Below are 22,164 nucleotides of genomic sequence, written 5' to 3'. Positions count from 1 at the left end.
TGTTATAAAATATCTGCAACAGCAACGGTTTGGTCTTCAAATACCAAATAGTCGATATCCATCAACACATCGCGCCCTTCATAATATCCATCCGCACCACCAGATGCGTGATCGGTGATGATCAAACGATCCACATCTTCGCCGCGACCAGAATGATAGAATGTTTCAACCGTAATTGTGTAATCGGCAAAGTTACCGTCATACACCGCGCGATCACTTGATGCGTTGCCTTCTGATCCCCAGCTTTGGCCATAGATGTAATCATCGCCAAGACCGCCATACATCAAATCATTGCCGTCTTCGCCTTTCAATTCATCATTGCCATCACCGCCATAGATGAAATCGGTCATGTCGCCGCCAACCAGATAATCGGCGCCATTGGCACCGATCATGTAATCTTCGCCGTCACCGCCAAACATGTCGTCATCGCCCGCACCGCCAAAAATGAAATCGTCATTTGCGCCGCCAAACAGACTGTCTGCTCCGCCAAGCCCCATCAGAACATCCGATGTCGCACCACCATCAAGGCGATGTTCACGATCATTGTCGATCAACACATCCGCCACCGCGATCCCTGCATTTTCAAATTGCAGATAATCGGTGCTGTTGCGAATAACGGTTTCGTCGCCACGGAATGAAACGACAAGGCGTCCATTGTCATCAACATCGAATTTGTAACGGTTGATCGGACGATCAAAGTAGATCGTGTCGTCACGGGTTTCACCGTTATTCAAATCTTCTGCGTCCAACGCGCTGTCAAACACGGCAAAGTCGCTGATCGTGCCATCAAAATGTGTGTTGATATTGTTCATGTCACGTGAATCAGATGACCAACCCGTTGCACCCACGACCAAGGCTTCGTGGTTTTGCGCCCAAGTTTCACGGATTCCGCGATCATAGGCCATGCGCACACCGTCAATATAAACGGCGGCACCGCTGCGCCCGATATTCAGCGCAAAGTCATAATCTTGGCCAGCTTCGATTACACCATCAACCCGCAAATAATAGGATTCTGTGCGCGATTGAATGCGGATAATCAAATCACCATCATCTTCCAACCAGACGGTTGTGTGGGCTGCGCCATATCCATCGGCATCACGTGAAAACAGCGCTTGGTTTTCGTCCAAAGTATTTGCATTAAACGTAAATGTAACGGTTGTGTCGCGATTGCGAAATTCATCGCGGGATTCAAATGCCAATGCGCCGCCGCGTGCGTCTTGGTATTCATGTGAACCTGCAATTGCGAAAACGGCTTCGTGTCCGCCACGCGAAATATTCCCTGCCGTGACCAGCGTTTCGGGCGCTTGGATTGCGCCAGTGTTGTCATCAATGCGTGTGGGTTCGATCGCTTCTTCAAGCTCGTCAATTGTTGTGACGATCCCATATGCAGGTGCAGATGTATGTTCGATATCGGTTTCGCGAACAATGTCGCCATAAACCGTGATCGTGCCAAGTTGATCCATATGGTGCGCGCCACCATTACCTTGGTCGGAATAGATTGAAATGATCGAATGGTCGATCACACCGTCGCCATTTGCGTCACCATATTCAATGGTGCCGATTTCTGTGGTGTGGCCTTCGATCACGATACGATCGCCTTCGGATCGGTCGTAATCCATCACCACATCATTGCCCAACGTATCCACCCAGTGATCGTGCAAGGCGTCGTTTTCGCCCGCCACACCATGCCAGTTGATTGTGCCATCTGCGCGTGTGTGTTCTTCGATGAAACGTTCTTGGGCGTTGATCAATGTACGGAAATAAAAGATGTCGCCGCCACTTCCACCGATAAGGATGTCATCACCCGGAATTGGTTGATTTTCATAATAGTGACCGTTGTTGATCACATTGCGCGGATCACCTTCGTCGCGCCCAGGGACATTGGCGATACGTGGTTCACGCGCATCAGCGGTGGAAATCAACAAATCCCCACCCGCGCCGCCATTCAAGGTATCTTCGCCGTGGCCGCCATCCAGAATATCGCGCCCTGATCCACCATCCAGATTATCATTGCCATAGTTGCCTTGCAAAACATCGTGCCCTTGCCCGCCAAACAATGCATCGTTGCCATATCCGCCATTCAGGCCATCCGCATCTGCACCACCGTCCAGCGTGTTATCGCGCCCGTTGCCCGTTTGCATAACCAGATCGCGTTCATAGCCATCATGCATGGAAAATCCAAACCGGCCTGCAATGTCTTGGAAATTTTCGGATGCATGGTGAATTTGATCAAATGCGCGCATCAATTCGGACATGGCCAAATCATCAAGTGCTGCTTCGCCAAGATCGGCATCTGATATTGCGGCAAGACCTGCGATGTCTTGGGTTGAAAGCTGGCTGTCAAACACCGCGACGTCGCTAATGGTGCCGTAAAAGATGCTATGCGCATCATCGGTTTGTTCATCGCGCCATGCCCGCGTTGCACCCACCACAAATCCGTTACGATTGGATTCCAAACCTTGTGCAAATTCTGGTTCAGCGGCGACCAATTCACCATCCAGATAAATCATGATCCCGTCATCACCAAAGGACACAGCCAAATGGTGATCGTCATTTCGGCCCAGTTCCAAATCCGGCACACGAATCCAAGCGGTGGAATCGCGGCTGTCTTGGGTAACAATCAATTCGCCATCTTCGTTCACCCAAACGGTAAACCCTCCGCCCGTATCGCGCCCATCGCTGTCACGTGAAACCAATGCCATTGTTCCGTTGAATTGTGACACTGAAAACGTCAGCGCAATCGTGGTATTGGCCGTTTCCATCGACCTGTCGCGGCCAACATCCATATATCCGCCCGATGCACCTGTATAAGTGCGCGGTGATTCTGCTGTGAAAACTGGATCAAGATCAGATATTGACGTAATTGGCATCGCGTAATTCCTATTATCATTGGCATGAACATCAAATTACCCGCAAAACATGCGTTTTTGATGGCAAAAGTTATTTTGGTTTAAAATCGGGTAACTCGGTACAAATGCGCGTGTAACAACCCCTTGCGCTGCTTGCGTGCAACTTTGGGTTTACATCACAGTTTTGTCATCGCCAAAGATTTTTGTGAACAGATGGAAATCTCGCTGAAATATGCCGATTTGTTCACAACTTGCAATTTTACAAACTTGTTACAAAACCTAAACCCAACTGTCACACAGCCCGCTTAGATCATCGGCATCCGTGAAAGAATCGGGTCGTTTAACAAAACTTGGGGTCGAACATATGTTCACTAAAACACTTTCTATTTCTGCTGTCGCGCTGGCAACTGCTGTTGCTGCACCAGCATTCGCAGATCGCGATCAAATCAAAATCGTTGGTTCATCAACTGTATTCCCGTTCTCAACAACAGTTGCAGAGCGTTTTGGCAAAAACACAGAATTCAAAACACCTGTTGTTGAATCAACTGGTTCTGGTGGTGGTTTGAAATTGTTCTGTGCTGGTGTTGGTGAAGAACACCCAGACATCACAAACGCATCGCGCCGCATCAAAGCATCCGAAGTTGAGCTTTGTGCATCAAACGGCATCACCGACATCGTAGAAGCACAAATCGGTTATGACGGCATCGTATTTGCAAACTCTAAAGAATCTGATCAATTCGAAGTATCTTTGAAAGATATCTTCTTGGCATTGGCCAAAGACGTTCCAACAGCGGACGGTGGCACAGAGCCAAACCCATACACAACATGGAACCAAATCAACGCACAATTGCCAGCGGTGAAAATCGAAGTTTTGGGCCCACCCCCAACATCTGGTACACGTGATGCGTTCTTGGAACTGGCCATGGAAGGCGGTTGTGATCAGTTTGAATCAATCAAAGCCATGTCAAAAGACGACCACAAAGCAATCTGTCACACAATCCGTGAAGATGGCGCATTTGTTGAAGCTGGCGAAAACGACAACTTGATCGTTCAAAAATTGCAAGCAAACCCAGCCGCATTCGGTATCTTTGGTTTCAGCTTCCTTGAGCAAAACTCTGACAGCGTTCAAGGTTCAAAAATCGACGGTGTTGCACCAACATTCGAAGCCATCGCAACAGGTGACTATCCAGTGTCACGTTCATTGTTCTTCTACGTGAAAAAAGCACATGTTGGCACCGTTCCTGGCATCAGCGAATTCTTGGCTGAATTCACATCAGAAGATGCATGGGGCGAAGACGGTTATCTTGCAGACAAAGGTTTGATCCCAATGCAAGACGAAGAGCGCAAAGAGTGGAAAGCATCCATCACCGGCTTGAACAACCTGTCTATGTAATCACATCGACATCGTGAATTTGAAAGGGGGCTTTGGCCCCCTTTTTTGTAACAAAAATCCTGTGCCTCACGGCGTCATTTTACAAAACTGTTACATTGATTCTACATAATTGTTACACGATTTCCGTAAGTGTTAACGCGTCCGAGAGAATCGGATTTATCTAAAATAATTCTGGGATAAACCTATGTCGCCCAAAAACGCTGCAACAGCTGCCAAGCTGAATATCACGGCGGGAAATAGATCCAAGACGGTTGAAATGTTGGTCACTGGCGTGCTGATTGCATGTTCGCTTGTGGCCATTCTTGTCACTGTTGGGATTGTCTTTTCCTTGCTGTTTGAATCCATCCGATTTTTTGAACGCGTGCCAATGTCCGAATTCCTGTTCGGCACGAAATGGAGCCCCCAAACAGCCCTGCGCGCAGACCAAGTCGCCGCAGAGGGCAGTTTTGGTGCCGTGCCTTTGATCACAGGGACATTGTTGATTTCATTTATTGCCATGTGTGTGGCCACACCGCTGGGATTGTTTTCCGCGATTTACCTGTCGGAATATGCCAGCAAACGCACCCGCAACTGGGTGAAACCTTTGTTGGAAATTTTGGCTGGCATCCCAACCGTTGTTTACGGTTTCTTTGCCGCACTTGTGGTGGCACCGATGCTGCGTTCCACAGGTGAAAGCGTTGGGCTAAACGTTTCATCCGAAAGCGCATTGGCCGCAGGTTTAATCATGGGGGTTATGATTATCCCGCTGATTTCATCCCTGTCTGATGATGTGATTAACGCCGTGCCCCAATCATTGCGCGATGCATCCCTTGGGCTTGGTTCCACCGACAGCGAAACAATTCGCAAGGTGATATTGCCCGCTGCGATCCCTGGTATCGCGGGTAGTTTGCTTTTGGCGGCATCTCGCGCCATTGGTGAAACGATGATTGTTGTGATGGCCGCTGGTCTGGCCGCCAATCTGACAGCGAACCCGCTAGAGGCGGTCACAACCATCACCGCGCAAATCGTTGCATTGCTCACCGGCGACCAAGAATTTGACAGCGCCAAGACCCTATCCGCATTTGCGTTGGGTCTGTTGTTGTTCATCGTCACCCTTATTTTGAACGTGATCTCTTTGAAGATCGTCAACAAATATCGAGAACAATATGACTAGTATGCTGACAACCCCTACCCGTCTGCGTAAATCGCGCGAAGCATCTGAAACACGCTTCAAATGGTTTGGTCGTGGCGCAATCGCAATCTCGCTCGCATTTCTTGTGTTCATGGTTGGATCGATCATCCTCCAAGGCAAAGGTGCGCTGACAACTTCGGAAATCGCCGTCACGGTTGATCTGAGCGCGGAAAATATTGATCCAAACGATATCGAGGCGACCAGCTTTGACAGTTTGATGAAAAAATCACTGCGCGAAACATTCCCAGAGGTGACAAGCCGTGGCGATAAACGCAAACTATATGGCCTGCTCAGCGTTGATTTGGGTTTTGAGCTGCGCGATCACATTCTGGCCGATCCTTCCATTCTGGGTGGCCCGCAAAAATTGTGGTTCACCGCATCCGATGATGCCGATCTGGTAATCAGCGGTTCGGTTGATCGTGACCTGCCCGAAGACGAGCGCCGCATGTCCGATTTGGAAATTAGCTGGCTTGAAACCTTGGAAAATAACGATAGCGTTAATCGCCATTTCAATTCCAAGTTTTTCACCAACGGCGATTCACGTGAACCCGAATTGGCAGGGATTTTAAGCGCCCTGATGGGATCGTTGCTGACACTTTCTGTGTGTTTCTTTGTATCCTTTCCAATTGCGATTTTGGCGGCGATTTATCTGGAAGAATTCGCACCGAAAAACCGATTGTCGCAATTCATCGAGGTAAACATTAACAATCTGGCCGCGGTGCCATCCATTGTGTTCGGTTTGCTTGGTTTGGCGATGTTGCTCAATACATTTGGGTTGCCACGTTCCACACCATTGGTGGGTGGTTTGGTGTTGTCATTGATGACATTGCCTACGATCATCATCGCCGCGCGCGCATCATTACGTGCGGTTCCCCCATCCATCCGCGAAGCGGCCTTGGGCATGGGCGCAAGCCCCGTTCAGGCCACGTTCCATCATGTGGCACCATTGGCCTTGCCCGGTATCCTGACAGGAACAATCGTTGGCATGGCACAGGCATTGGGTGAAACTGCACCATTGTTGATGATTGGTATGGTGGCGTTCATCGCCGATGTTCCGACATCCATTGTTGAACCCGCTGCTGCACTTCCTGTGCAAATTTTCCTTTGGGCTGATGCATCTGAACGTGCATTCGTCGAAAAAACATCCGCTGCAATTATTGTCTTGCTGGTTTTCTTGGTTCTGATGAATCTGTTGGCCATTTTCCTGCGCAAGAAATTCGAGAAAAGGTTCTAGATCATGAATAACGTTGTAACAGAAATGCCAGAGGCCACATCCGTGCAAAACACACCAGCCGCAAACAAAACCCCGATTTTCACCGCGAAAAACGTTGATGTTTATTACGGTGCGAAACAGGCGTTGGATAAAATCAACCTTGATATTCCACGTAACAAGGTAACATCCCTGATCGGGCCATCGGGTTGTGGTAAATCAACATTCTTGCGTTGTTTGAACCGCATGAATGATCTGGTGGATATTTGTCGTGTTGAAGGTGATATTCAACTGGAAGGCCAAGATATTTACGCACCAGAGGTGGATGTTGTGGCCCTGCGCCAACATGTGGGCATGGTGTTTCAAAAACCAAACCCATTCCCCAAATCCATCTATGACAATATCGCCTATGGCCCACGTATTCACGGGTTGACCAGTTCAAAATCCGAATTGGATGATATCGTTGAATGGTCATTGCAACGCGCAGGTCTTTGGAAAGAGGTTTCCGATCGTTTGCAAGAACCAGGCACAGGTTTATCTGGTGGTCAGCAACAGCGTTTGTGCATTGCACGTGCGATTGCCGTGCGCCCAGAGGTGATCTTGATGGATGAACCTTGTTCCGCACTGGACCCAATCGCCACGGCAACAATCGAGGAATTGATTGATGAATTGCGCGAAAAATTCACCATCGTCATTGTGACCCACTCCATGCAACAGGCCGCGCGTGTGTCGCAACGCACTGCATTTTTCCATCTGGGGAACTTGGTGGAAACAGGCCCTACCAAAACATTGTTCACATCACCAGAAGATGAACGTACTCAAAACTACATCACCGGTCGTATCGGCTAAGGAACAGGCAAATGGATCATACACATATCGTAACACGGTTTGACAAAGACCTGAATGAAATCGAAACCTTGTTGGTGCAAATGGCCGACGAAGTTTCTTCGCAAATGAAACAGGCCGCCAAGGCATTGAAAACGGGCGATGATAAGCTCGCGAAAAAGGTGATCAAAGGCGACAGCGTCATTAACAAGCTCGAAGAAAAAATCGACGACAAGGCGATCCGTCTGATCGCATTGCGCCAACCCATGGCCGAAGATTTGCGCAGCGCCATCACCACGTTGAAAATTTCAACTGCTCTGGAACGCATGGGCGACTATGCAAAAACCATGTCATATCGTGTGCGCGCGGTTGAGGATTATTCAGCAATGAAACCCGTCTTGCGCCGCATTTCGGATATGTCCACGCGCATTATCGGCACGCTGGAATTGGTGATGGACGCATACGTCAATCATGATATCGTAAAGGCCAAACAAGCCCATGATGCCGATCAGGATATCAACGATCGCACAGATGCATTGTTTCGCGAGCTGTTGACCTATATGATGGAAAACCCACGCAATATCGAAGCCTGCACACATCTTCAGTTCATTTCAAAAAACATGGAACGTGCGGGTGATCAGGTGAAAAACATCGCCGATCAAGTACATTACTTGGTCACAGGCGAGTTGGTAGAAGAGTAAAAAACATGTCGATTGATGGCCCCAAAGTATTGATTGTAGAGGACGAACCCTCACAGCTGGAATTGCTGAGCTATAACCTTGATGTAGAGGGTTATAACGTGTTCAAGGCAGAAACCGGTGAACAGGGTTTGCTCATTCTTGAGGAAACGGAAATCGACATCATTTTGCTGGATTGGATGCTGCCACAGGCATCTGGGTTGGAAGTGTGTCGTCAAATCAAACGCAACAAGGCCACCAAATCCATCCCTGTTATCATGTTAACCGCGCGCGGCGAAGAAGAGGACAAAGTGCGCGGTTTGGATACGGGTGCGGATGACTACATCGTCAAACCCTATTCCATCAAAGAACTGTTGGCCCGTGTTCGCGCAGGGTTGCGCAGCCGTGATGGTGGCAAGGGTGTTGATGTGTTGTCTTATGAAAACCTGTCGATGGATCTGACCCGTCATGGTGTTACGGTCGAAGATCACAACGTGCATCTTGGCCCGCTGGAATTTAAATTGCTGCGCGTATTGCTCGAGGCTCCCGGCCGCGTCTTTTCACGCGATCAATTATTGGAACGTGTTTGGGCCAATAGTCTGGAGGTCGAAACCCGCACGGTTGATGTGCATATCGGGCGTTTGCGCAAACAACTGAATGCTGCGTGCAATGATGATTACATCCGCACGGTGCGCGGGTTTGGTTATTCATTGGATAAATTTGCCTAACGCGCAAAAATGGCACGAAAATCGCCCCGCAGATCATGTGATCTGCGGGGTTTTTTATGTGTTGGACACATATGATATTAATGGGCGGGCCCGCCTGCGCGGCTCATAGAACGGGTTTTAACCGTATCCATCGGGGATTTGATATATCCCCGTTTCCACCGGTGATTTCGGATGTTTCAAACTTGCTGCGGTTGCCAGACCGCGTTTGAAACCATGAACCACAAAAAATGACGTCTGGGATGTTTTACCCCAGACGTCTTTCGTTTTTGCAAATGATGCGTGCGCTGATTAATGATGCCCTGTTTTTTCAGGCAGCAATCCACGCGGGCTAAACCGTAAGACCAGCAACAGGATCACACCCATGGTCATCAAACGCATATGCGCGGCTGAATCCAACAGATGTGCACGCAGGCCGCTATCCTCGGCCATGCCAGAGGTCAGCGTATCCATCAGCCAGATACCAATCGGTTCTGCCTCGACCCAGAAAAACCAGACGACAAAACCGCCCAACACCGCGCCCATATTATTGCCAGACCCGCCAACAATCACCATCACCCAGATCAGGAATGTAAACCGCAGCGGTTGATATGACGCGGGCGTCAACTGACCATCAAGCGTGGTCAGCATTGCACCCGCAATCCCAACCACCATCGAGCCCAAAACAAACACCTGTAAATGGCGCCATGTCACGTCTTTGCCCATAGCATTTGCCGATACTTCGTTATCGCGAATGGCGCGCATCATACGCCCCCACGGCGATTTCAACGCTCGTTCTGATAACCAGAAAATCGCAAGCAACACAGCCAAGAACAAACCGGCATAGCAAAGTTTGACAAAAATGCTGGAAAAGATCACGACATCTTGGCCCAAACTTGCCGATAGGTTTTGAAACCATTCGGCCTGTTGTAGGTCAATTTCAAAAGGCACAGGGCGGGGCAAACCGTTTACGTTTTTCACACCGCGCGTCATCCAATCTTCGTTTTTCATAATCGCAACGATGATTTCTGAAATCCCCAATGTTGCAATCGCCAGATAATCAGATCGCAATCCAAGTGTGATTTTACCAATTACCCATGCAACACCACCCGCCAGCAGCCCCCCAATTGGCCAAGCCAAAATCACGGGCAATCCCAGCCCGCCGAGGTATCCTGTTTTTGCGGCATCAACGCTTTCGATTGCATCGGTTGCGGGTACAAAAATGCCGCGCATGATGAAAAACCCGATCACACCGATTGCAACGATAATCGCGCTGCGCGCGCGTCCTTTGGGCAATTTCGCATATGCAACGATACAGCCAATAATCGTGGCCGCCCCTGCAAGAGCAGAAAGCAAAACACCACCACCCCCCGCAGCCCAAGCAGCAGGAACAGGTGGCATGGATATCAACACCGCGGCCAAACCGCCAAGCGCGGCAAAGCCCATGATGCCCACGTTAAACAATCCCGCATAGCCCCATTGGATATTTACACCCAGCGCCATAATCGCAGAAATCAAACACAGGTTTAAAATCGACAGGGACAAGTTCCAACTTTGGAATTGCCCAACGATCACCAACAGCACCGCCATGATGGCGAAATACAAAAAATTCCGATTCATGGTCATACCGATTTCCCCTTAAACAGACCTGTTGGTCGTAACAGCAACACCAACAATAGGATCACAAAGCTGACCGAAAATTTGTAATTCGTGCCCAGCAATTGCAATAAACTATCGGGCGACCAATCGCCTGGCGCCATATATCCGATGAATTTTTTATAGGCATATGTGACCATGATTTCAGAAAACGCAATCACATAGCCCCCCGCAATCGCACCCAGCGGATTGCCAAGCCCACCAACAATCGCCGCCGCAAAAATTGGCAGCAAGAGTTGGAAATATGTGAATGGTTTAAAGCTTTTGTCCAAACCATAAAGTGTGCCCGCAATGGTCGCGAGTGCTGCTGCGATAATCCATGTGACCATCACCACCTTGTCTGGATTGATCCCTGACAACAGCGCCAAATCTTCGTTATCGGAAAATGCACGCATGGATTTACCCGTGCGCGTGCGGTTCAAAAACCAGAACAATGCCGCCACAACCAACACGGCGGTGATGACGGTGATGCCTTGGCTGACCTTGATGGTTAAACCCTCTTCCAGACCCGTCCATTCTTTGAATGATCGCGCACGAACGATGAAACGTTCGCCATCTGCGAATGCCTGATCATCGGGGCCGATGATAAAACGCACGATACCGTTAAGCACAAACATAACCCCCACCGATGCGATCACGTAAATCACAGGTGCGGCGCGTTGTTGGCGATAGAATTTATAGACCAATTTGTCCGTGGCCAAAACGAACCCTGCGCAAATTGCGATGCCAAATGGCAAGGCCAGCAATGCCGTGGGCAACGGCCCCAAATTGATGCCCATGGATTGGAACCACCACGTGAATAAAATCACCGCCATGGTACCAAAGGCCATCGTGTCGCCATGGGCGAAATTTGAAAAGCGTAAGATGCCATAAATCAAGGTCACGCCAAGCGCGCCCAAGGCCAATTGGCTCCCATAGGCGAGTGCTGGAACCAGCACAAAATTCGCCATCAAGATTAATGCGTTGAGTAATTCCATGCGATTAACCCCCCAAGAAGCTTTTGCGCACATCAGGGTTGTTCATCAACGCCTGACCTGTGTCTGTGTAACGATTGCGCCCCTGAACCAGAACGTAACCTTTGTCGGCAATGTCCAAGGCTTGGCGTGCGTTTTGTTCGACCATCAAAATGGAAATGCCTGTGCGGGCAACCTCGATAATACGATCGAATAATTCATCCATCACGATGGGTGAAACACCAGCTGTGGGTTCATCAAGCATCAAAACCTTTGGCTGGGTCATCAATGCACGCCCAACGGCCACCTGTTGGCGTTGCCCACCCGATAATTCACCCGCATTTTGGCGACGTTTATCGCCCAAAATCGGGAATAGCTCGTAAACCTGATCAATGGTTTCTTGGATATTGTCGCGTCGCAAAAATGCGCCCATTTCAAGGTTTTCTTCCACGCTCATGGTGGGGAAAACATTGCTGGTTTGGGGCACAAATGCCATGCCTTTGGCCACACGCGCTTGTGGGGTGAGCGCGGTAATATCCTCGCCATCCAACATCACGCGGCCCGAATGGATGTTTAACATCCCAAACACGGCCTTCATGGCGGTGGATTTACCCGCGCCGTTGGGGCCAACGATCACGGCAATTTCGCCCTGATCCGCCGCAATGGTACAATCATGCAGAATATCTGCACCACCATATCCACCCGTCATTTTTTCACCGATAAGAAAGCTCATGCTTTGGCCTCCTTATTTTTCAAACCTGTGCCCAAATAGGCCTCGATCACATGTTCATTTGCTTTGATTTCATCAATCGTACCTTCGGCTAGAACGGCGCCTTCGGCCATACAGATCACTGGGTCGCACAAACGCCCGATGAAATTCATATCATGTTCAATCATGCAAAACGTGTAACCGCGTTCTTGGTTCAGACGTAAAATCGCATCGCCAATGGTATTGAGCAATGTGCGGTTCACGCCCGCGCCGACCTCGTCCAAAAACACGATCTTGGCGTCCACCATCATGGTGCGCCCCAGTTCCAACAATTTTTTCTGACCACCAGACAGATTGCCGGCCAATTCATCGGCGACATGGCTGATTTCCAGAAATTCGATGACTTCGTCTGCCTTTTTGCGCAATTCCAATTCTTCGGCGCGCACAAGGTTTGGTTTAAACCATGCATCCCACAGACGCTCCCCTGCTTGATCGCCAGGCACCATCATCAGGTTTTCGCGCACGGTCATGGTGGAAAATTCATGGGCAATTTGGAATGTGCGCAACAATCCCTTGTGAAACAAGGTGTGCGGCGGCAATCCGGTGATATCCTCGCCATCAAGCATAACGGTGCCACCCGTGGGGGCGTGCACGCCTGCGATGACGTTAAAAAGTGTGGTTTTGCCTGCGCCATTGGGGCCGATCAGCCCTGTAATGGAACCCGTGGCAATATTTAGCGTCGCGCCATTTACGGCATAAAATCCGCCAAAGCGTTTGCTAAGGTTGTCAACTTTGATCATGTAAAAGCGATCTTTCAATAACGTAAAGGCGGCCAATCGTGAGAAAGGCCGCCTTGAATTGATTTAAAAACGATTAGCGGTAGCCAACAGTGGACAATGCTGCGTCTTTGATTTCGATTTCGCGATAGTTACCAGCGCTTTCGCCAGCACCGATCAATTCAACGTTGGATGCACCAACGTAATCAATCTCGCCGCCTGCGGCCAGAATATCCAAGGCTTTGCCCAATTCACCTGGCAGGATTTTTTCACCCGGTGCGTTGGCCACATCCATGACCTTTTCTTTGTAGGCTGCTGGATCTGTTGAATTTGCGGCTTGCATCGCCAACATGATCAAGGCCGCCGCGTCATAGCTTTCTGCGGAAAACGGTGATGTCGCGTTATAGGCATCGCCCGCCAATTCAACCAGTTTACCAGCGCCTTCGCTGTCGGAACCTGGTGCTTGGCCGAATGAACCGTTCAAATCATCGCCAATTGCTTCTGGCAATGCGTCACCAACCATGCCGTCTGGCAATACGAATGTGTCAAACGCATCTGTGTCCAATGATGCTTGGATGATGCCCTTACCACCTTGGTCAAGATAACCCGCAACAACCAAGATTTCGCCACCCGCAGATTGCAATGCACCCACTTCGGCAGAATAGTCCGCTTTGCCATCTTCGTGTGGGGTTGAAATGGTCACTTTACCACCAGCCGCTTCGAATGCTGCTTGGAATGCATCGGCCAAACCTTTGCCGTAGTCATTGTTGGTATATGTCAGCGCGACCTCTTTGAAACCACGATCCATGATGATGTCAGACATTACAACGCCTTGACGTGCATCGGATGGTGCTGTGCGAAAGAACAGACCGTTATCTTCAACTGTTGAAAGTGCTGGTGATGTTGCAGATGGTGAAATCATCACCATGCCGTTTGGCAATGCCACGTTTGTCAGCGCCGCGGTTGTTACACCAGAACAGTCACCGCCAACGATGCCTGATACTTTGTCAGATGTGATCAAACGTTCCGCCGCAGCAGTTGCCGCCGCTGAATCGATACATGTTGTATCGGCACGCACCGCAGTTACGGTTGAACCACCCATGAATTTACCTGATTCAGATACCTCTGTAATCGCGGTTTCCGCACCGGGTGCCATGTTCGCAACCAGCGATTCCAATGGACCCGTAAAGCCCAAGAATACGCCCAATTTCACATCTTCTGCAGATGCCACACCAGCCGTCAGCGCCAATGCCGCCGCGGTTGTTTTCAAAATATGTTTCATGTTTTTCTCCCAGTTATGATTGGGGTATATCCATATACCCCAAGCCGTTTTTCCAGATTCATTCTGGTTTCTGATCACAGACCTTACAGGGATTCGTATGTAGCAAAAGAACCTTTTCAGATTCCGTTGCGAAAAAAGTCAAAAAGCCTGTTAAAACCCGTCCTTACAGGACAAATGCATTGGGCAATAATGCATCAATGGTGAAAATGTCGTAATCACCTTGATTGTTTGTACAAATCACGGGAATCTCTTGGCCAAATTCATAGATCACTTGGCGGCAAATTCCACAGGGTGTGATTCTGGTATCTGTGGTGTTTGTTACGCATATCGCGCGGATATCGCGCCGCCCCGATGATACCGCCGCCGCAATCGCCGAACGCTCGGCACAGATCGTGCCACCAAAGGATGCGTTTTCGATATTGCACCCTGTGATAACGTCGCCATTGTCCATCAACATCGCAGCACCTACGCGAAAATTGGAATAGGGAACATGGGCGTTTTTCATCACATCCGTCGCCGCCGCGATCAATGTTTGAATGGTGTCATCATCCAGTTTTTGCATCATGAAATCCTATTTTTCATATGGCACACCGATGGCGGCGGGGGGTGTTGGGCGGCCAATGAAACCTGCCAGCAACAGCACGGTCACGATATATGGAATGGCCAGCATCAACTGAATCGGGATTTCCCCGATCAGCGGAATATCAACCCCTTGCAATCGCGATGTTGCGGCATCCAAAAAGCCAAATAACAGACAGGCATAAAATGCCTTGATCGGGCGCCAGTTGCCAAAAATCACCGCGGCCAAGGCGATGTAGCCTTTGCCCGCAGACATTTCACGCACAAAATTCGCACCATGTGAAATTGACAGATATGCACCCGCGATGCCGCAAAATATCCCGCCGATGATCAAGGCGCGATAACGCAGCCATGCAACGGAAACACCCGCGCTATCCACGGATTCTGGTTTTTCACCGACTGCGCGCAGGCGCAAACCATAACGTGTTCGATACAGGATAAATGCACAAAGTGGCACCGCCAACAGCGCCATATAAACCAGCAAGCTATGCCCGCTGATCAATTGGCGATAGATCGTGCCGATGATCGGGATATTATCCATCAGATTCACGCCAAACCATTCGATGCCACGAAAGCGTTCATCGCTGGATAGGGCTGGTGTTTGCCCGCCCTTTTTAAACAGTGCAATGCCGATGATAATGGTTAACCCAGATGCAAGAATATTGATCGCAAGGCCAGATACCACCTGATCGCCGCGATGGGTGATACAGGCAAACCCGTGTATCAAAGACATGAAAACCGACGCACAAATCGCCGCCATCAATCCGATCCAAGGCGAACCGGTCAGTGCTGTTACGGCGGCGGCCACAAAGGCACCTGATAATAATTTCCCTTCTAGCGAAATATCAACAATGCCAGAGCGTTCGGAAAAAATCCCCGCCATCGCACACAGGATCAGCGGTGTCGCCAAACGCAAGGTCGCATCAAAGGTCAGCAAAAGCTGTAACATGAAATCAGCCATCAGTTGCCTCCTTTGGTGCAGAAATCCGCGCGATTAACCGCGCCAAACTTGGGTTAAACATATAGGCCAGCGCGCCTGAAAACAGGATGATCATCCCTTGGATCAGCACCACCATTTCGCGTGTGATGGAGGTGAATTCAAAATCAAGCTCTGCGCCCCCTTGGTATAATGCACCAAACAGAAGGCTTGCCAAAAATATCCCGATGGGATGATTGCGCCCCATCAGCGCCACAGCAATCCCCGTGAAACCATAGCCAGCGGTGAAATTCAGGATCACGCGATTATGCACGCCCAAAACCTCGTTCGTGGCCATCAGACCAGCAAATGCGCCTGAAATCGCCATGGCAATGATGATGATCTTGGCCACATTGATGCCCGCATAACGCGCCGCTTCTTGGTTTTTACCAACTGCGCGAATTTCATAACCCAAGCGGGTTTTCCAGATCAAAATGTAAAACACCACCAGCGCAATCAGTGCGATAAAAAATGACAGGTTCCACGGCGAATTAGCCAATTCAAAACCGAAATAACCTAACACCTCGCGCATTTGGGGCAATTGCGCGGCGTCTGCAAATAATACGGTTTGGGGCGATTGTTGCCCCTGTTGCATCAAAGGCCCCGCCAATAACCACACCATCAAAGATGACGCCAAAAAGTTGAACATAATCGTGGTAATCACGATATGGCTGCCGCGTTTTGCTTGCAGATAACCCGGGATCAATGCCCACAGTGCGCCAAACGCGGCGGACGATAGGATACACAACGGCAACACGATCAGCATCGGTAAATTTGGCCCAAACAACAGTGCCACAACAGCGGCACCAAGTCCGCCAATATACGCCTGCCCTTCGCCACCGATGTTAAACATCAAAGCGTGAAACGCAGTGGCCACGGCCAACCCCGTAAAGATAAAATTGGTGGTGTAATAAAGCGTATATCCAAGGCTTTCAGGATAGAAAAACGCGCCCTTGATCATCACGTTTAATGCCGTAAACGGGTTTTCCCCGATGGCCAAAACGATCAACCCGCACACGAAAAACGCGGCGAACAGGTTGATCAGCGGCAGCAATATCAAATCTGCCCATTTGGGTAATGGCGGGGTTACGTTCATGCCACGGCCTCTTGTTCGATACCCGCCATCATCAGGCCGAGCATGTTGGTGTCTGTTTTATCCGCATCTACAATGCCTATATTTTTGCCATCGTTCATTACCATGATCCGATCCGACAGGCCCATGACCTCGTCCAGTTCAACGGAAACCACAACGATGGCACAGCCCGCATCGCGCAATGCGATCAGTTGTTTATGAATGAATTCAATCGCACCCACATCCACGCCGCGCGTGGGTTGACCAACGATCAACACTTTGGGGTTGGAATACATTTCACGCGCAATCACGATTTTCTGTTGATTACCGCCCGAAAAATTCGCCGCTGGCAACATCGGGTCGCGTGGGCGCACATCGTATTTTTCCATCTGCGTTTCACAATGCGCGCGTATCCCTGCGCGATCCATCAACCGCCCATCACCCGATAACGCCCCATCGTGATAGCCAAGGATCATGTTTTCCTGTGCTTCGAAATCAAGCACCAAGCCATGCACATGGCGATCTTCGGGGATATGACCGACACCAATTTCACGCAATTGTTTTGGTGTTTTGGGCGCATCATGGGAAATGGTTTCGCCCAAAATTTCAACATGCCCACGATCAGGAATGCGCATCCCCGTCAGAATTTCCATCAACGGTGTTTGCCCATTGCCCGATACACCCGCAATGCCAAGAATTTCGCCGCCTTTTACCTGAAACGACACATCATCCAAAATGCGATGCCCGCGTGATGACATGGCGCCAAGCCCTTGCACATCAAGCAAAACGTTATTTGTTTGTGGCGCGTCTTTGTCGACATTCAACAACACTTTGCGCCCCACCATCAATTCGGCCAGTTCTTGGGGGGATGTTTCGGCGGTGGCGCGATGCCCCACCATTTTACCCGCGCGCATGATCGACACATTGTCGGTGATTTCCATAATCTCGGCCAATTTATGTGTGATCAGCAACACTGTCACACCATCGGCCCGCAACACCCGCAAAATTTCAAACAATTGTTCGGTTTCTTGGGGGGTTAAAACGCCAGTTGGTTCATCAAGGATCAATATCCGTGCACCACCCTTGAGCGCTTTTAAAATTTCAACACGTTGGCGCATGCCAACATTCAGATCGCTGATCAATGCATGGGGATCAACCACCATGCCATATGTATCGCCCAGCTCTTTGAGCCGCGCAATTGTGGCCTGTTTGCCCTGTTTGAGCAGGCTGCCGCCTTCGCTTCCGAGCATGACGTTTTCCAAAACGCTAAACCGGTTCACCAACATGAAATGCTGGTGCACCATGCCAATGCCATGTGCGATTGCATCTGCGCTGTTGCGAACATTCACCTGTTCGCCATTAGCGAACATCTTGCCTGAATCCGCGCGATGCATCCCAAAGAGGATATTCATCAATGTCGATTTCCCCGCACCATTTTCACCAATGATACCGTGGATCGTGCCAGATTCAATTTTAAGATCAATATTGCGGTTCGCACGCACAAGCCCAAAGGATTTTGAAACCCCTTGCAATTCCAGCGCGTAACGAGCGGCATTTGCGCCGCTCGTTTTATTCATTGTTTCAGACATGCGTCGATAAAACCCAAATTACATTGGGCATGTGTTGTCGGCGCGATAGTCATGCACCACAACATCACCAGAAACGATTTTCGCGGTTGCGTCTTCGATTGCTGCTTTGATTTCTGGTGTGATCAATTCCGCATTGTTTTCATCCAATGCCCAGCCAACGCCACCTTCGGCAAGGCCTAGGTTTTGAACGCCTGCTGTGAAATTACCATCCATTGCGTCTTTGAATGTGGAATATGCCGCAACATCAACGCGTTTCAACATGGATGTCAAAACGGAACCTGGTGCCATGTGGTTTTGGTTTGAATCAACACCGATGGACAGTTTACCAGCATCTTTGGCCGCTTGAATAACGCCAACACCTGTACCACCAGCAGCCTGATAAATCACGTCTGCACCGCGGTCGATTTGGCCTTGGGTCAATTCAGCACCTTTGGCGGGGTCGTTCCATGCGGTTGGGGTTGTGCCTGTCATGTTTTCAAACACTTCGGCGTCGGCTTTGGTTGCTTTTACACCTTGGACATAGCCACAGCCAAACGCGCGGATCAACGGGATGTCCATCCCGCCAACAAAGCCAACCTTGCCAGTTTCTGATGCCATTGCTGCGGCCACACCAACGATATACGAACCCTCTTGTTCTTTGAACGCATATTGACGCAGATTTGGTTTATCCAACCAGCTTACGTCAATGATGGAAAATTGCACATCTGGGTTTTCGCCTGCGATTTTATCAATTGCGTCTGCTTGAGCAAAACCCACGCCCAACACAACAGTCGCGCCGCGTTGTACCATACGTGTCATCGCTTGTTCACGTTGAGCTTCGTTGGTGACTTCGAATTCCATCACTTCAACACCGGTTTCGTCGGTGAATTTTTTCACACCAGCCCAAACACCTTCGTTGAATGATTTGTCGAATTTACCACCCATATCGTAAATCACAGCAGGTTTGAAATCCGCGCCCATCGCGATGGTCGCAGCCATCGAAAATGCAGCCGTCATAAGTGTTGTTTTCAGTTTCATTGTCTTCTCCTTGTGGACGCGCGAACAGAAAGCGCAGTTTGTTTTGAATCGGATTATTTAAGACCGATTTCTTTGAGCCGTTGATCCAGAAATTCACCCGCTGTTTGGTGATCCAACACCACATCGGGGCGTGGATGCATAAACAAAGGCATCGAATAACGAGAACGGTTTTCTTGTTTTGGCGGGTTAATAACGCGGTGCGGTGTCGAAGGATAGTAGCCTTTGGACGCCTGCGATAACATATCGCCAGAATTGATCGTGATATAGCCCGCTTGGCACGGCACATCATGCCACGTACCGTTCACATCTTGGGCTTGCAAGCCCGGTTCTGACCCAGTGACCAGCAATGTAATCAGATTGATATCCTCATGTGCGGCAGCGCGGGTTTCACCCGGTTCCACATCATCGGGCAATGGCGGGTAATGGAGGATACGCAACAGATTGCTGTCCGACCCTTTGACCATATTCACCATTGGTTCAGACATGATGTCCTTAACATCCTGTGGTGTTTCCTGATCCAGCCATTCCAACAACATATGACCGATTTTAATCAGTTTTTCGTTGAAATCACGTGTCACAGGTTCCACCGATTTTGGAACCTCTTTGTTTTGATAGACGTGAAAGAATTCTTTCAAATCTTTATGTGCTGAACCTTTGGCATTTTCAGATTTCATTCCAAAATAACCATCAGATGTGCCCGGCTTCACCGCAAAATCAAACCGTTCATCCGTGGCAAACCATCCCGCCCATGCATCGTACATTTTGTCGATTTCGGCGGGGGTCATATCGTGGTCTTTTAAAATCGCAAAACCCGTTTCACGCAAAGATTTTGCAAATTTTGCGGGGGCGTCGGCGTCTTTTGGGCTGATTGCCAATACATCAAATTCGCTCATGTTATCTCTCCTAAAATCCGGACTTTATTGTGTCCATGAACAAGTCTTTCACCACTTCGGCCTGAATGCCTGTGCAAATTTGCATCGCACGACGGTCAGGATTCGTTGAAATGGCGGTTTGGCCGATCTCTTCTCCATCGACCTTAACTTCTATCGGGTGGTTTTCAATAGTAAACAGTTCTGGACGCAGCGTTGCAATCACCGCGGCGGGATCATGCAGGTAACACCCTGTTATACCCACAACCTCCTCGTAGAACCGAATATAAAAATGCGAAGCGTCTTGCAAAAACCCACCCAGTTTTGGCGCGGCCTTTGCCAATTCGCTGAAATCTTCGGGTGTGCAAACAACGCGGTGCGTCACATCAAGCCCAACCATAACAACGGGCCAGTCAGCGGCAAATACGGCATCCGCCGCATGGGGATCGTTCCATATATTTGCCTCTGCATGGGGGGTGACATTGCCACCCTCACGCAGGCTTCCGCCCATGATCACAACGTTTTTCACCTTTTGTGCAATGCTTGGATCATGTTCCAGCGCCAATGCGATATTGGTCAGCGGCCCAATTGGGCAGAGCGATATTTCGCCAGGGTTTTCATTAATCATGCGGCAAATAAATTCCGCTGCTGATTCATCCAAAATTTCTGCACGCGTTGGTTGCGCGGGGATATCACCAAAGCCCTGTTCGCCATGCACATAGTCGGACACGGGGTTTGGCGTTTGTTTCAATGGCACATCCGCACCGCGCGCCACGGGGATATCTTGGCCCGCGCGTTCGGCCAATACGATGGCATTACGCGCAGCAATATCCACGGTCACATTGCCAAAAACACCTGTCATTCCCACCAGATCAAGATCGGGATGTAAACAGGCGAAAAAAATCGCCATGGCGTCATCAACGCCGGGGTCTGTATCAATCAGAATTTTTTGTTTTGTCATTTTTTCTGAGCCTCTAAAAATTTTATAACTTCTTTTTTGTTTGGGATCGCATTGGCCGCTCCTTGGCGGGTGACCTGAATTGCGCTTGCGGCGGTGGCATATTGCAACGCGCCTGCGGGATCGTTTGTTTCGTCATATTGTGCAAGGAAAGAACCCAAAAACGTATCCCCTGCCCCTGTGGTGTCCACCGCATCAACCTTGAAGGCGGATTGGTGAAAATATTCGCCATCGACCCAAAGGTCTGCACCCGCACTTCCCTTGGTAACCAATAAGATTGGCACGCCAAGATCTTCGACCTTGCGCCCAGTGGCATCGGCCAGATCATTTGCCTCTGTTTCATTCACGGCCAACAGATCGACTTTATCAAGCAGCGGTAATGCATGTTCCTTGGAAAACGGTGCGGCGGCATAGGCCAGTTTGCACCCTGCATCTGTACCTTTGGACGCGATCACATCAATCATATTGGTTTCATTTTGAAACAGTACCCAACCCGTGGCGCCCATTAGTGCATCATCAATAATCTGTTCCGTTAACGCGGTATTCGCACCACCCAAAATCACAATCTGATTTTCGGCACTGTCATCGACATAGATAATAGCATGCCCTGTGGCGATATCCAAACGTGTAACATGTTCATCGCCCACGCCATTGTCCGCCATCTGTTCCAGCGCCCAATTCCCATCGGCACCAACCGCACCCACATGGCGCAATGTGCCACCTGCCTTTGCAATCGCCACCGATTGGTTCACACCCTTGCCACCCAGATACCGCGCATAAGATTTTGCCGACAAAGTCTCCCCTGCCTTGGGCAAATTTGTGACCTGATAAACGTGATCTATGTTTATGGAACCGAAGTTTGTTATCAAAGTGTTACACCCCAAGAATCGAAAGATTCA

The 22,164-nt window shown here is 49.6% G+C and carries 20 protein-coding genes; 6 read left to right on the top strand and 14 right to left on the bottom strand.

Annotated features, from left to right (window positions below; all coding sequences use genetic code 11):
* Positions 1-2: 2 nt before the first annotated feature.
* Positions 3-2,870 carry a LamG-like jellyroll fold domain-containing protein gene (locus BFP76_RS12250; protein ID WP_099594238.1) on the bottom strand — a complete coding sequence of 956 codons (2,868 nt, stop codon included), beginning with the start codon at positions 2,868-2,870 and terminating at the stop codon, positions 3-5.
* A gap of 343 nt (positions 2,871-3,213) precedes the next feature.
* On the opposite strand from BFP76_RS12250, the gene BFP76_RS12245 reads away from it, so the two are divergent.
* From BFP76_RS12245 to phoB, 6 genes are all read left to right on the top strand, one after another.
* On the top strand, positions 3,214-4,242 hold the full coding sequence (locus BFP76_RS12245) for a PstS family phosphate ABC transporter substrate-binding protein (protein WP_099594236.1): 1,029 nt from the start codon (positions 3,214-3,216) through the stop codon (positions 4,240-4,242).
* 184 nt (positions 4,243-4,426) lie between these two features.
* Positions 4,427-5,395 (top strand): phosphate ABC transporter permease subunit PstC, encoded by a 969-nt coding sequence (pstC, locus tag BFP76_RS12240; RefSeq protein ID WP_099594234.1) that lies wholly within the window; start codon positions 4,427-4,429, stop codon positions 5,393-5,395.
* Entirely contained in the window at positions 5,388-6,647 is a 1,260-nt protein-coding gene (pstA, locus tag BFP76_RS12235; protein WP_099594232.1) for a phosphate ABC transporter permease PstA, read from the top strand. Before pstC ends, pstA begins: the two co-directional genes overlap by 8 nt.
* 24 nt (positions 6,648-6,671) lie before the next feature.
* Positions 6,672-7,472, top strand: a complete 801-nt coding sequence (pstB, locus tag BFP76_RS12230) for a phosphate ABC transporter ATP-binding protein PstB (protein WP_205661456.1) — start codon at positions 6,672-6,674, stop codon at positions 7,470-7,472.
* A gap of 11 nt (positions 7,473-7,483) precedes the next feature.
* The gene (gene phoU / locus BFP76_RS12225) at positions 7,484-8,149 is read left to right on the top strand and encodes a phosphate signaling complex protein PhoU (RefSeq protein WP_099594228.1); all 666 of its coding nucleotides are present in this window, start codon (positions 7,484-7,486) and stop codon (positions 8,147-8,149) included.
* A 5-nt stretch (positions 8,150-8,154) separates the two neighbouring features.
* Positions 8,155-8,853, top strand: coding sequence for a phosphate regulon transcriptional regulator PhoB (gene phoB, locus BFP76_RS12220; protein WP_099594226.1), 699 nt, complete (start codon positions 8,155-8,157; stop codon positions 8,851-8,853).
* A gap of 288 nt (positions 8,854-9,141) precedes the next feature.
* On the opposite strand, the gene BFP76_RS12215 is transcribed toward phoB, so the two are convergent.
* The 13 genes from BFP76_RS12215 to BFP76_RS12155 all read right to left on the bottom strand — a co-directional run bounded on the left by BFP76_RS12215 (position 9,142) and on the right by BFP76_RS12155 (position 22,134).
* A complete protein-coding gene (locus BFP76_RS12215; protein WP_099594224.1) occupies positions 9,142-10,455 on the bottom strand; it encodes a branched-chain amino acid ABC transporter permease in 1,314 nt (437 codons plus the stop codon).
* Entirely contained in the window at positions 10,452-11,462 is a 1,011-nt protein-coding gene (locus tag BFP76_RS12210; protein WP_099594223.1) for a branched-chain amino acid ABC transporter permease, read from the bottom strand. Before BFP76_RS12210 ends, BFP76_RS12215 begins: the two co-directional genes overlap by 4 nt.
* 4 nt (positions 11,463-11,466) lie before the next feature.
* Positions 11,467-12,171 (bottom strand): ABC transporter ATP-binding protein, encoded by a 705-nt coding sequence (locus tag BFP76_RS12205; RefSeq protein ID WP_099594221.1) that lies wholly within the window; start codon positions 12,169-12,171, stop codon positions 11,467-11,469.
* On the bottom strand, positions 12,168-12,947 hold the full coding sequence (locus BFP76_RS12200) for an ABC transporter ATP-binding protein (RefSeq protein ID WP_099594314.1): 780 nt from the start codon (positions 12,945-12,947) through the stop codon (positions 12,168-12,170). The genes BFP76_RS12205 and BFP76_RS12200 overlap by 4 nt, the downstream gene beginning before the upstream one ends.
* 73 nt (positions 12,948-13,020) lie before the next feature.
* Complete coding sequence (locus tag BFP76_RS12195; protein ID WP_099594219.1) at positions 13,021-14,205, bottom strand: ABC transporter substrate-binding protein; 1,185 nt, start codon at positions 14,203-14,205, stop codon at positions 13,021-13,023.
* 163 nt (positions 14,206-14,368) lie between these two features.
* The gene (cdd, locus tag BFP76_RS12190; protein WP_099594313.1) at positions 14,369-14,767 is read right to left on the bottom strand and encodes a cytidine deaminase; all 399 of its coding nucleotides are present in this window, start codon (positions 14,765-14,767) and stop codon (positions 14,369-14,371) included.
* A 9-nt stretch (positions 14,768-14,776) separates the two neighbouring features.
* A complete protein-coding gene (locus BFP76_RS12185; protein ID WP_099594218.1) occupies positions 14,777-15,745 on the bottom strand; it encodes an ABC transporter permease in 969 nt (322 codons plus the stop codon).
* Complete coding sequence (locus BFP76_RS12180; protein WP_099594216.1) at positions 15,738-16,856, bottom strand: ABC transporter permease; 1,119 nt, start codon at positions 16,854-16,856, stop codon at positions 15,738-15,740. The genes BFP76_RS12185 and BFP76_RS12180 overlap by 8 nt, the downstream gene beginning before the upstream one ends.
* Complete coding sequence (locus BFP76_RS12175; RefSeq protein WP_099594312.1) at positions 16,853-18,409, bottom strand: ABC transporter ATP-binding protein; 1,557 nt, start codon at positions 18,407-18,409, stop codon at positions 16,853-16,855. Before BFP76_RS12175 ends, BFP76_RS12180 begins: the two co-directional genes overlap by 4 nt.
* Before the next feature lie 30 nt (positions 18,410-18,439).
* Positions 18,440-19,438, bottom strand: coding sequence for a BMP family lipoprotein (locus tag BFP76_RS12170; protein WP_099594214.1), 999 nt, complete (start codon positions 19,436-19,438; stop codon positions 18,440-18,442).
* Between the two features lie 53 nt (positions 19,439-19,491).
* Positions 19,492-20,331 carry an isopenicillin N synthase family dioxygenase gene (locus tag BFP76_RS12165; protein WP_099594212.1) on the bottom strand — a complete coding sequence of 280 codons (840 nt, stop codon included), beginning with the start codon at positions 20,329-20,331 and terminating at the stop codon, positions 19,492-19,494.
* A 10-nt stretch (positions 20,332-20,341) separates the two neighbouring features.
* Entirely contained in the window at positions 20,342-21,268 is a 927-nt protein-coding gene (locus BFP76_RS12160; RefSeq protein WP_099594210.1) for a nucleoside hydrolase, read from the bottom strand.
* Positions 21,265-22,134 (bottom strand): ribokinase, encoded by an 870-nt coding sequence (locus BFP76_RS12155; protein WP_099594208.1) that lies wholly within the window; start codon positions 22,132-22,134, stop codon positions 21,265-21,267. Before BFP76_RS12155 ends, BFP76_RS12160 begins: the two co-directional genes overlap by 4 nt.
* Positions 22,135-22,164: the final 30 nt, after the last annotated feature.

Source organism: Paramylibacter kogurei (genome assembly GCF_002742285.1).
GTDB classification, from domain to species: domain Bacteria; phylum Pseudomonadota; class Alphaproteobacteria; order Rhodobacterales; family Rhodobacteraceae; genus Amylibacter; species Amylibacter kogurei.
The sequence above is the reverse complement of the archived record's forward strand: the minus strand, read 5'-3'. Positions and strand labels throughout refer to the sequence as shown.

Bases quoted from the DNA above. Each gene is read 5' to 3' on its own strand.
- pstB (WP_205661456.1), top strand. From the start codon at position 6,672: ATGCCAGAGGCCACATCCGTGCAAAACACACCAGCCGCAAACAAAACC.
- BFP76_RS12250 (WP_099594238.1), bottom strand. From the start codon at position 2,870: ATGCCAATTACGTCAATATCTGATCTTGATCCAGTTTTCACAGCAGAA.
- BFP76_RS12200 (WP_099594314.1), bottom strand. From the start codon at position 12,947: ATGATCAAAGTTGACAACCTTAGCAAACGCTTTGGCGGATTTTATGCC.
- phoB (WP_099594226.1), top strand. From the start codon at position 8,155: ATGTCGATTGATGGCCCCAAAGTATTGATTGTAGAGGACGAACCCTCA.
- BFP76_RS12205 (WP_099594221.1), bottom strand. From the start codon at position 12,171: ATGAGCTTTCTTATCGGTGAAAAAATGACGGGTGGATATGGTGGTGCA.
- BFP76_RS12185 (WP_099594218.1), bottom strand. From the start codon at position 15,745: ATGGCTGATTTCATGTTACAGCTTTTGCTGACCTTTGATGCGACCTTG.
- BFP76_RS12170 (WP_099594214.1), bottom strand. From the start codon at position 19,438: ATGAAACTGAAAACAACACTTATGACGGCTGCATTTTCGATGGCTGCG.
- pstC (WP_099594234.1), top strand. From the start codon at position 4,427: ATGTCGCCCAAAAACGCTGCAACAGCTGCCAAGCTGAATATCACGGCG.
- pstA (WP_099594232.1), top strand. From the start codon at position 5,388: ATGACTAGTATGCTGACAACCCCTACCCGTCTGCGTAAATCGCGCGAA.
- BFP76_RS12245 (WP_099594236.1), top strand. From the start codon at position 3,214: ATGTTCACTAAAACACTTTCTATTTCTGCTGTCGCGCTGGCAACTGCT.
- BFP76_RS12210 (WP_099594223.1), bottom strand. From the start codon at position 11,462: ATGGAATTACTCAACGCATTAATCTTGATGGCGAATTTTGTGCTGGTT.
- cdd (WP_099594313.1), bottom strand. From the start codon at position 14,767: ATGCAAAAACTGGATGATGACACCATTCAAACATTGATCGCGGCGGCG.
- phoU (WP_099594228.1), top strand. From the start codon at position 7,484: ATGGATCATACACATATCGTAACACGGTTTGACAAAGACCTGAATGAA.
- BFP76_RS12215 (WP_099594224.1), bottom strand. From the start codon at position 10,455: ATGACCATGAATCGGAATTTTTTGTATTTCGCCATCATGGCGGTGCTG.
- BFP76_RS12165 (WP_099594212.1), bottom strand. From the start codon at position 20,331: ATGAGCGAATTTGATGTATTGGCAATCAGCCCAAAAGACGCCGACGCC.
- BFP76_RS12180 (WP_099594216.1), bottom strand. From the start codon at position 16,856: ATGAACGTAACCCCGCCATTACCCAAATGGGCAGATTTGATATTGCTG.
- BFP76_RS12195 (WP_099594219.1), bottom strand. From the start codon at position 14,205: ATGAAACATATTTTGAAAACAACCGCGGCGGCATTGGCGCTGACGGCT.
- BFP76_RS12160 (WP_099594210.1), bottom strand. From the start codon at position 21,268: ATGACAAAACAAAAAATTCTGATTGATACAGACCCCGGCGTTGATGAC.
- BFP76_RS12175 (WP_099594312.1), bottom strand. From the start codon at position 18,409: ATGAATAAAACGAGCGGCGCAAATGCCGCTCGTTACGCGCTGGAATTG.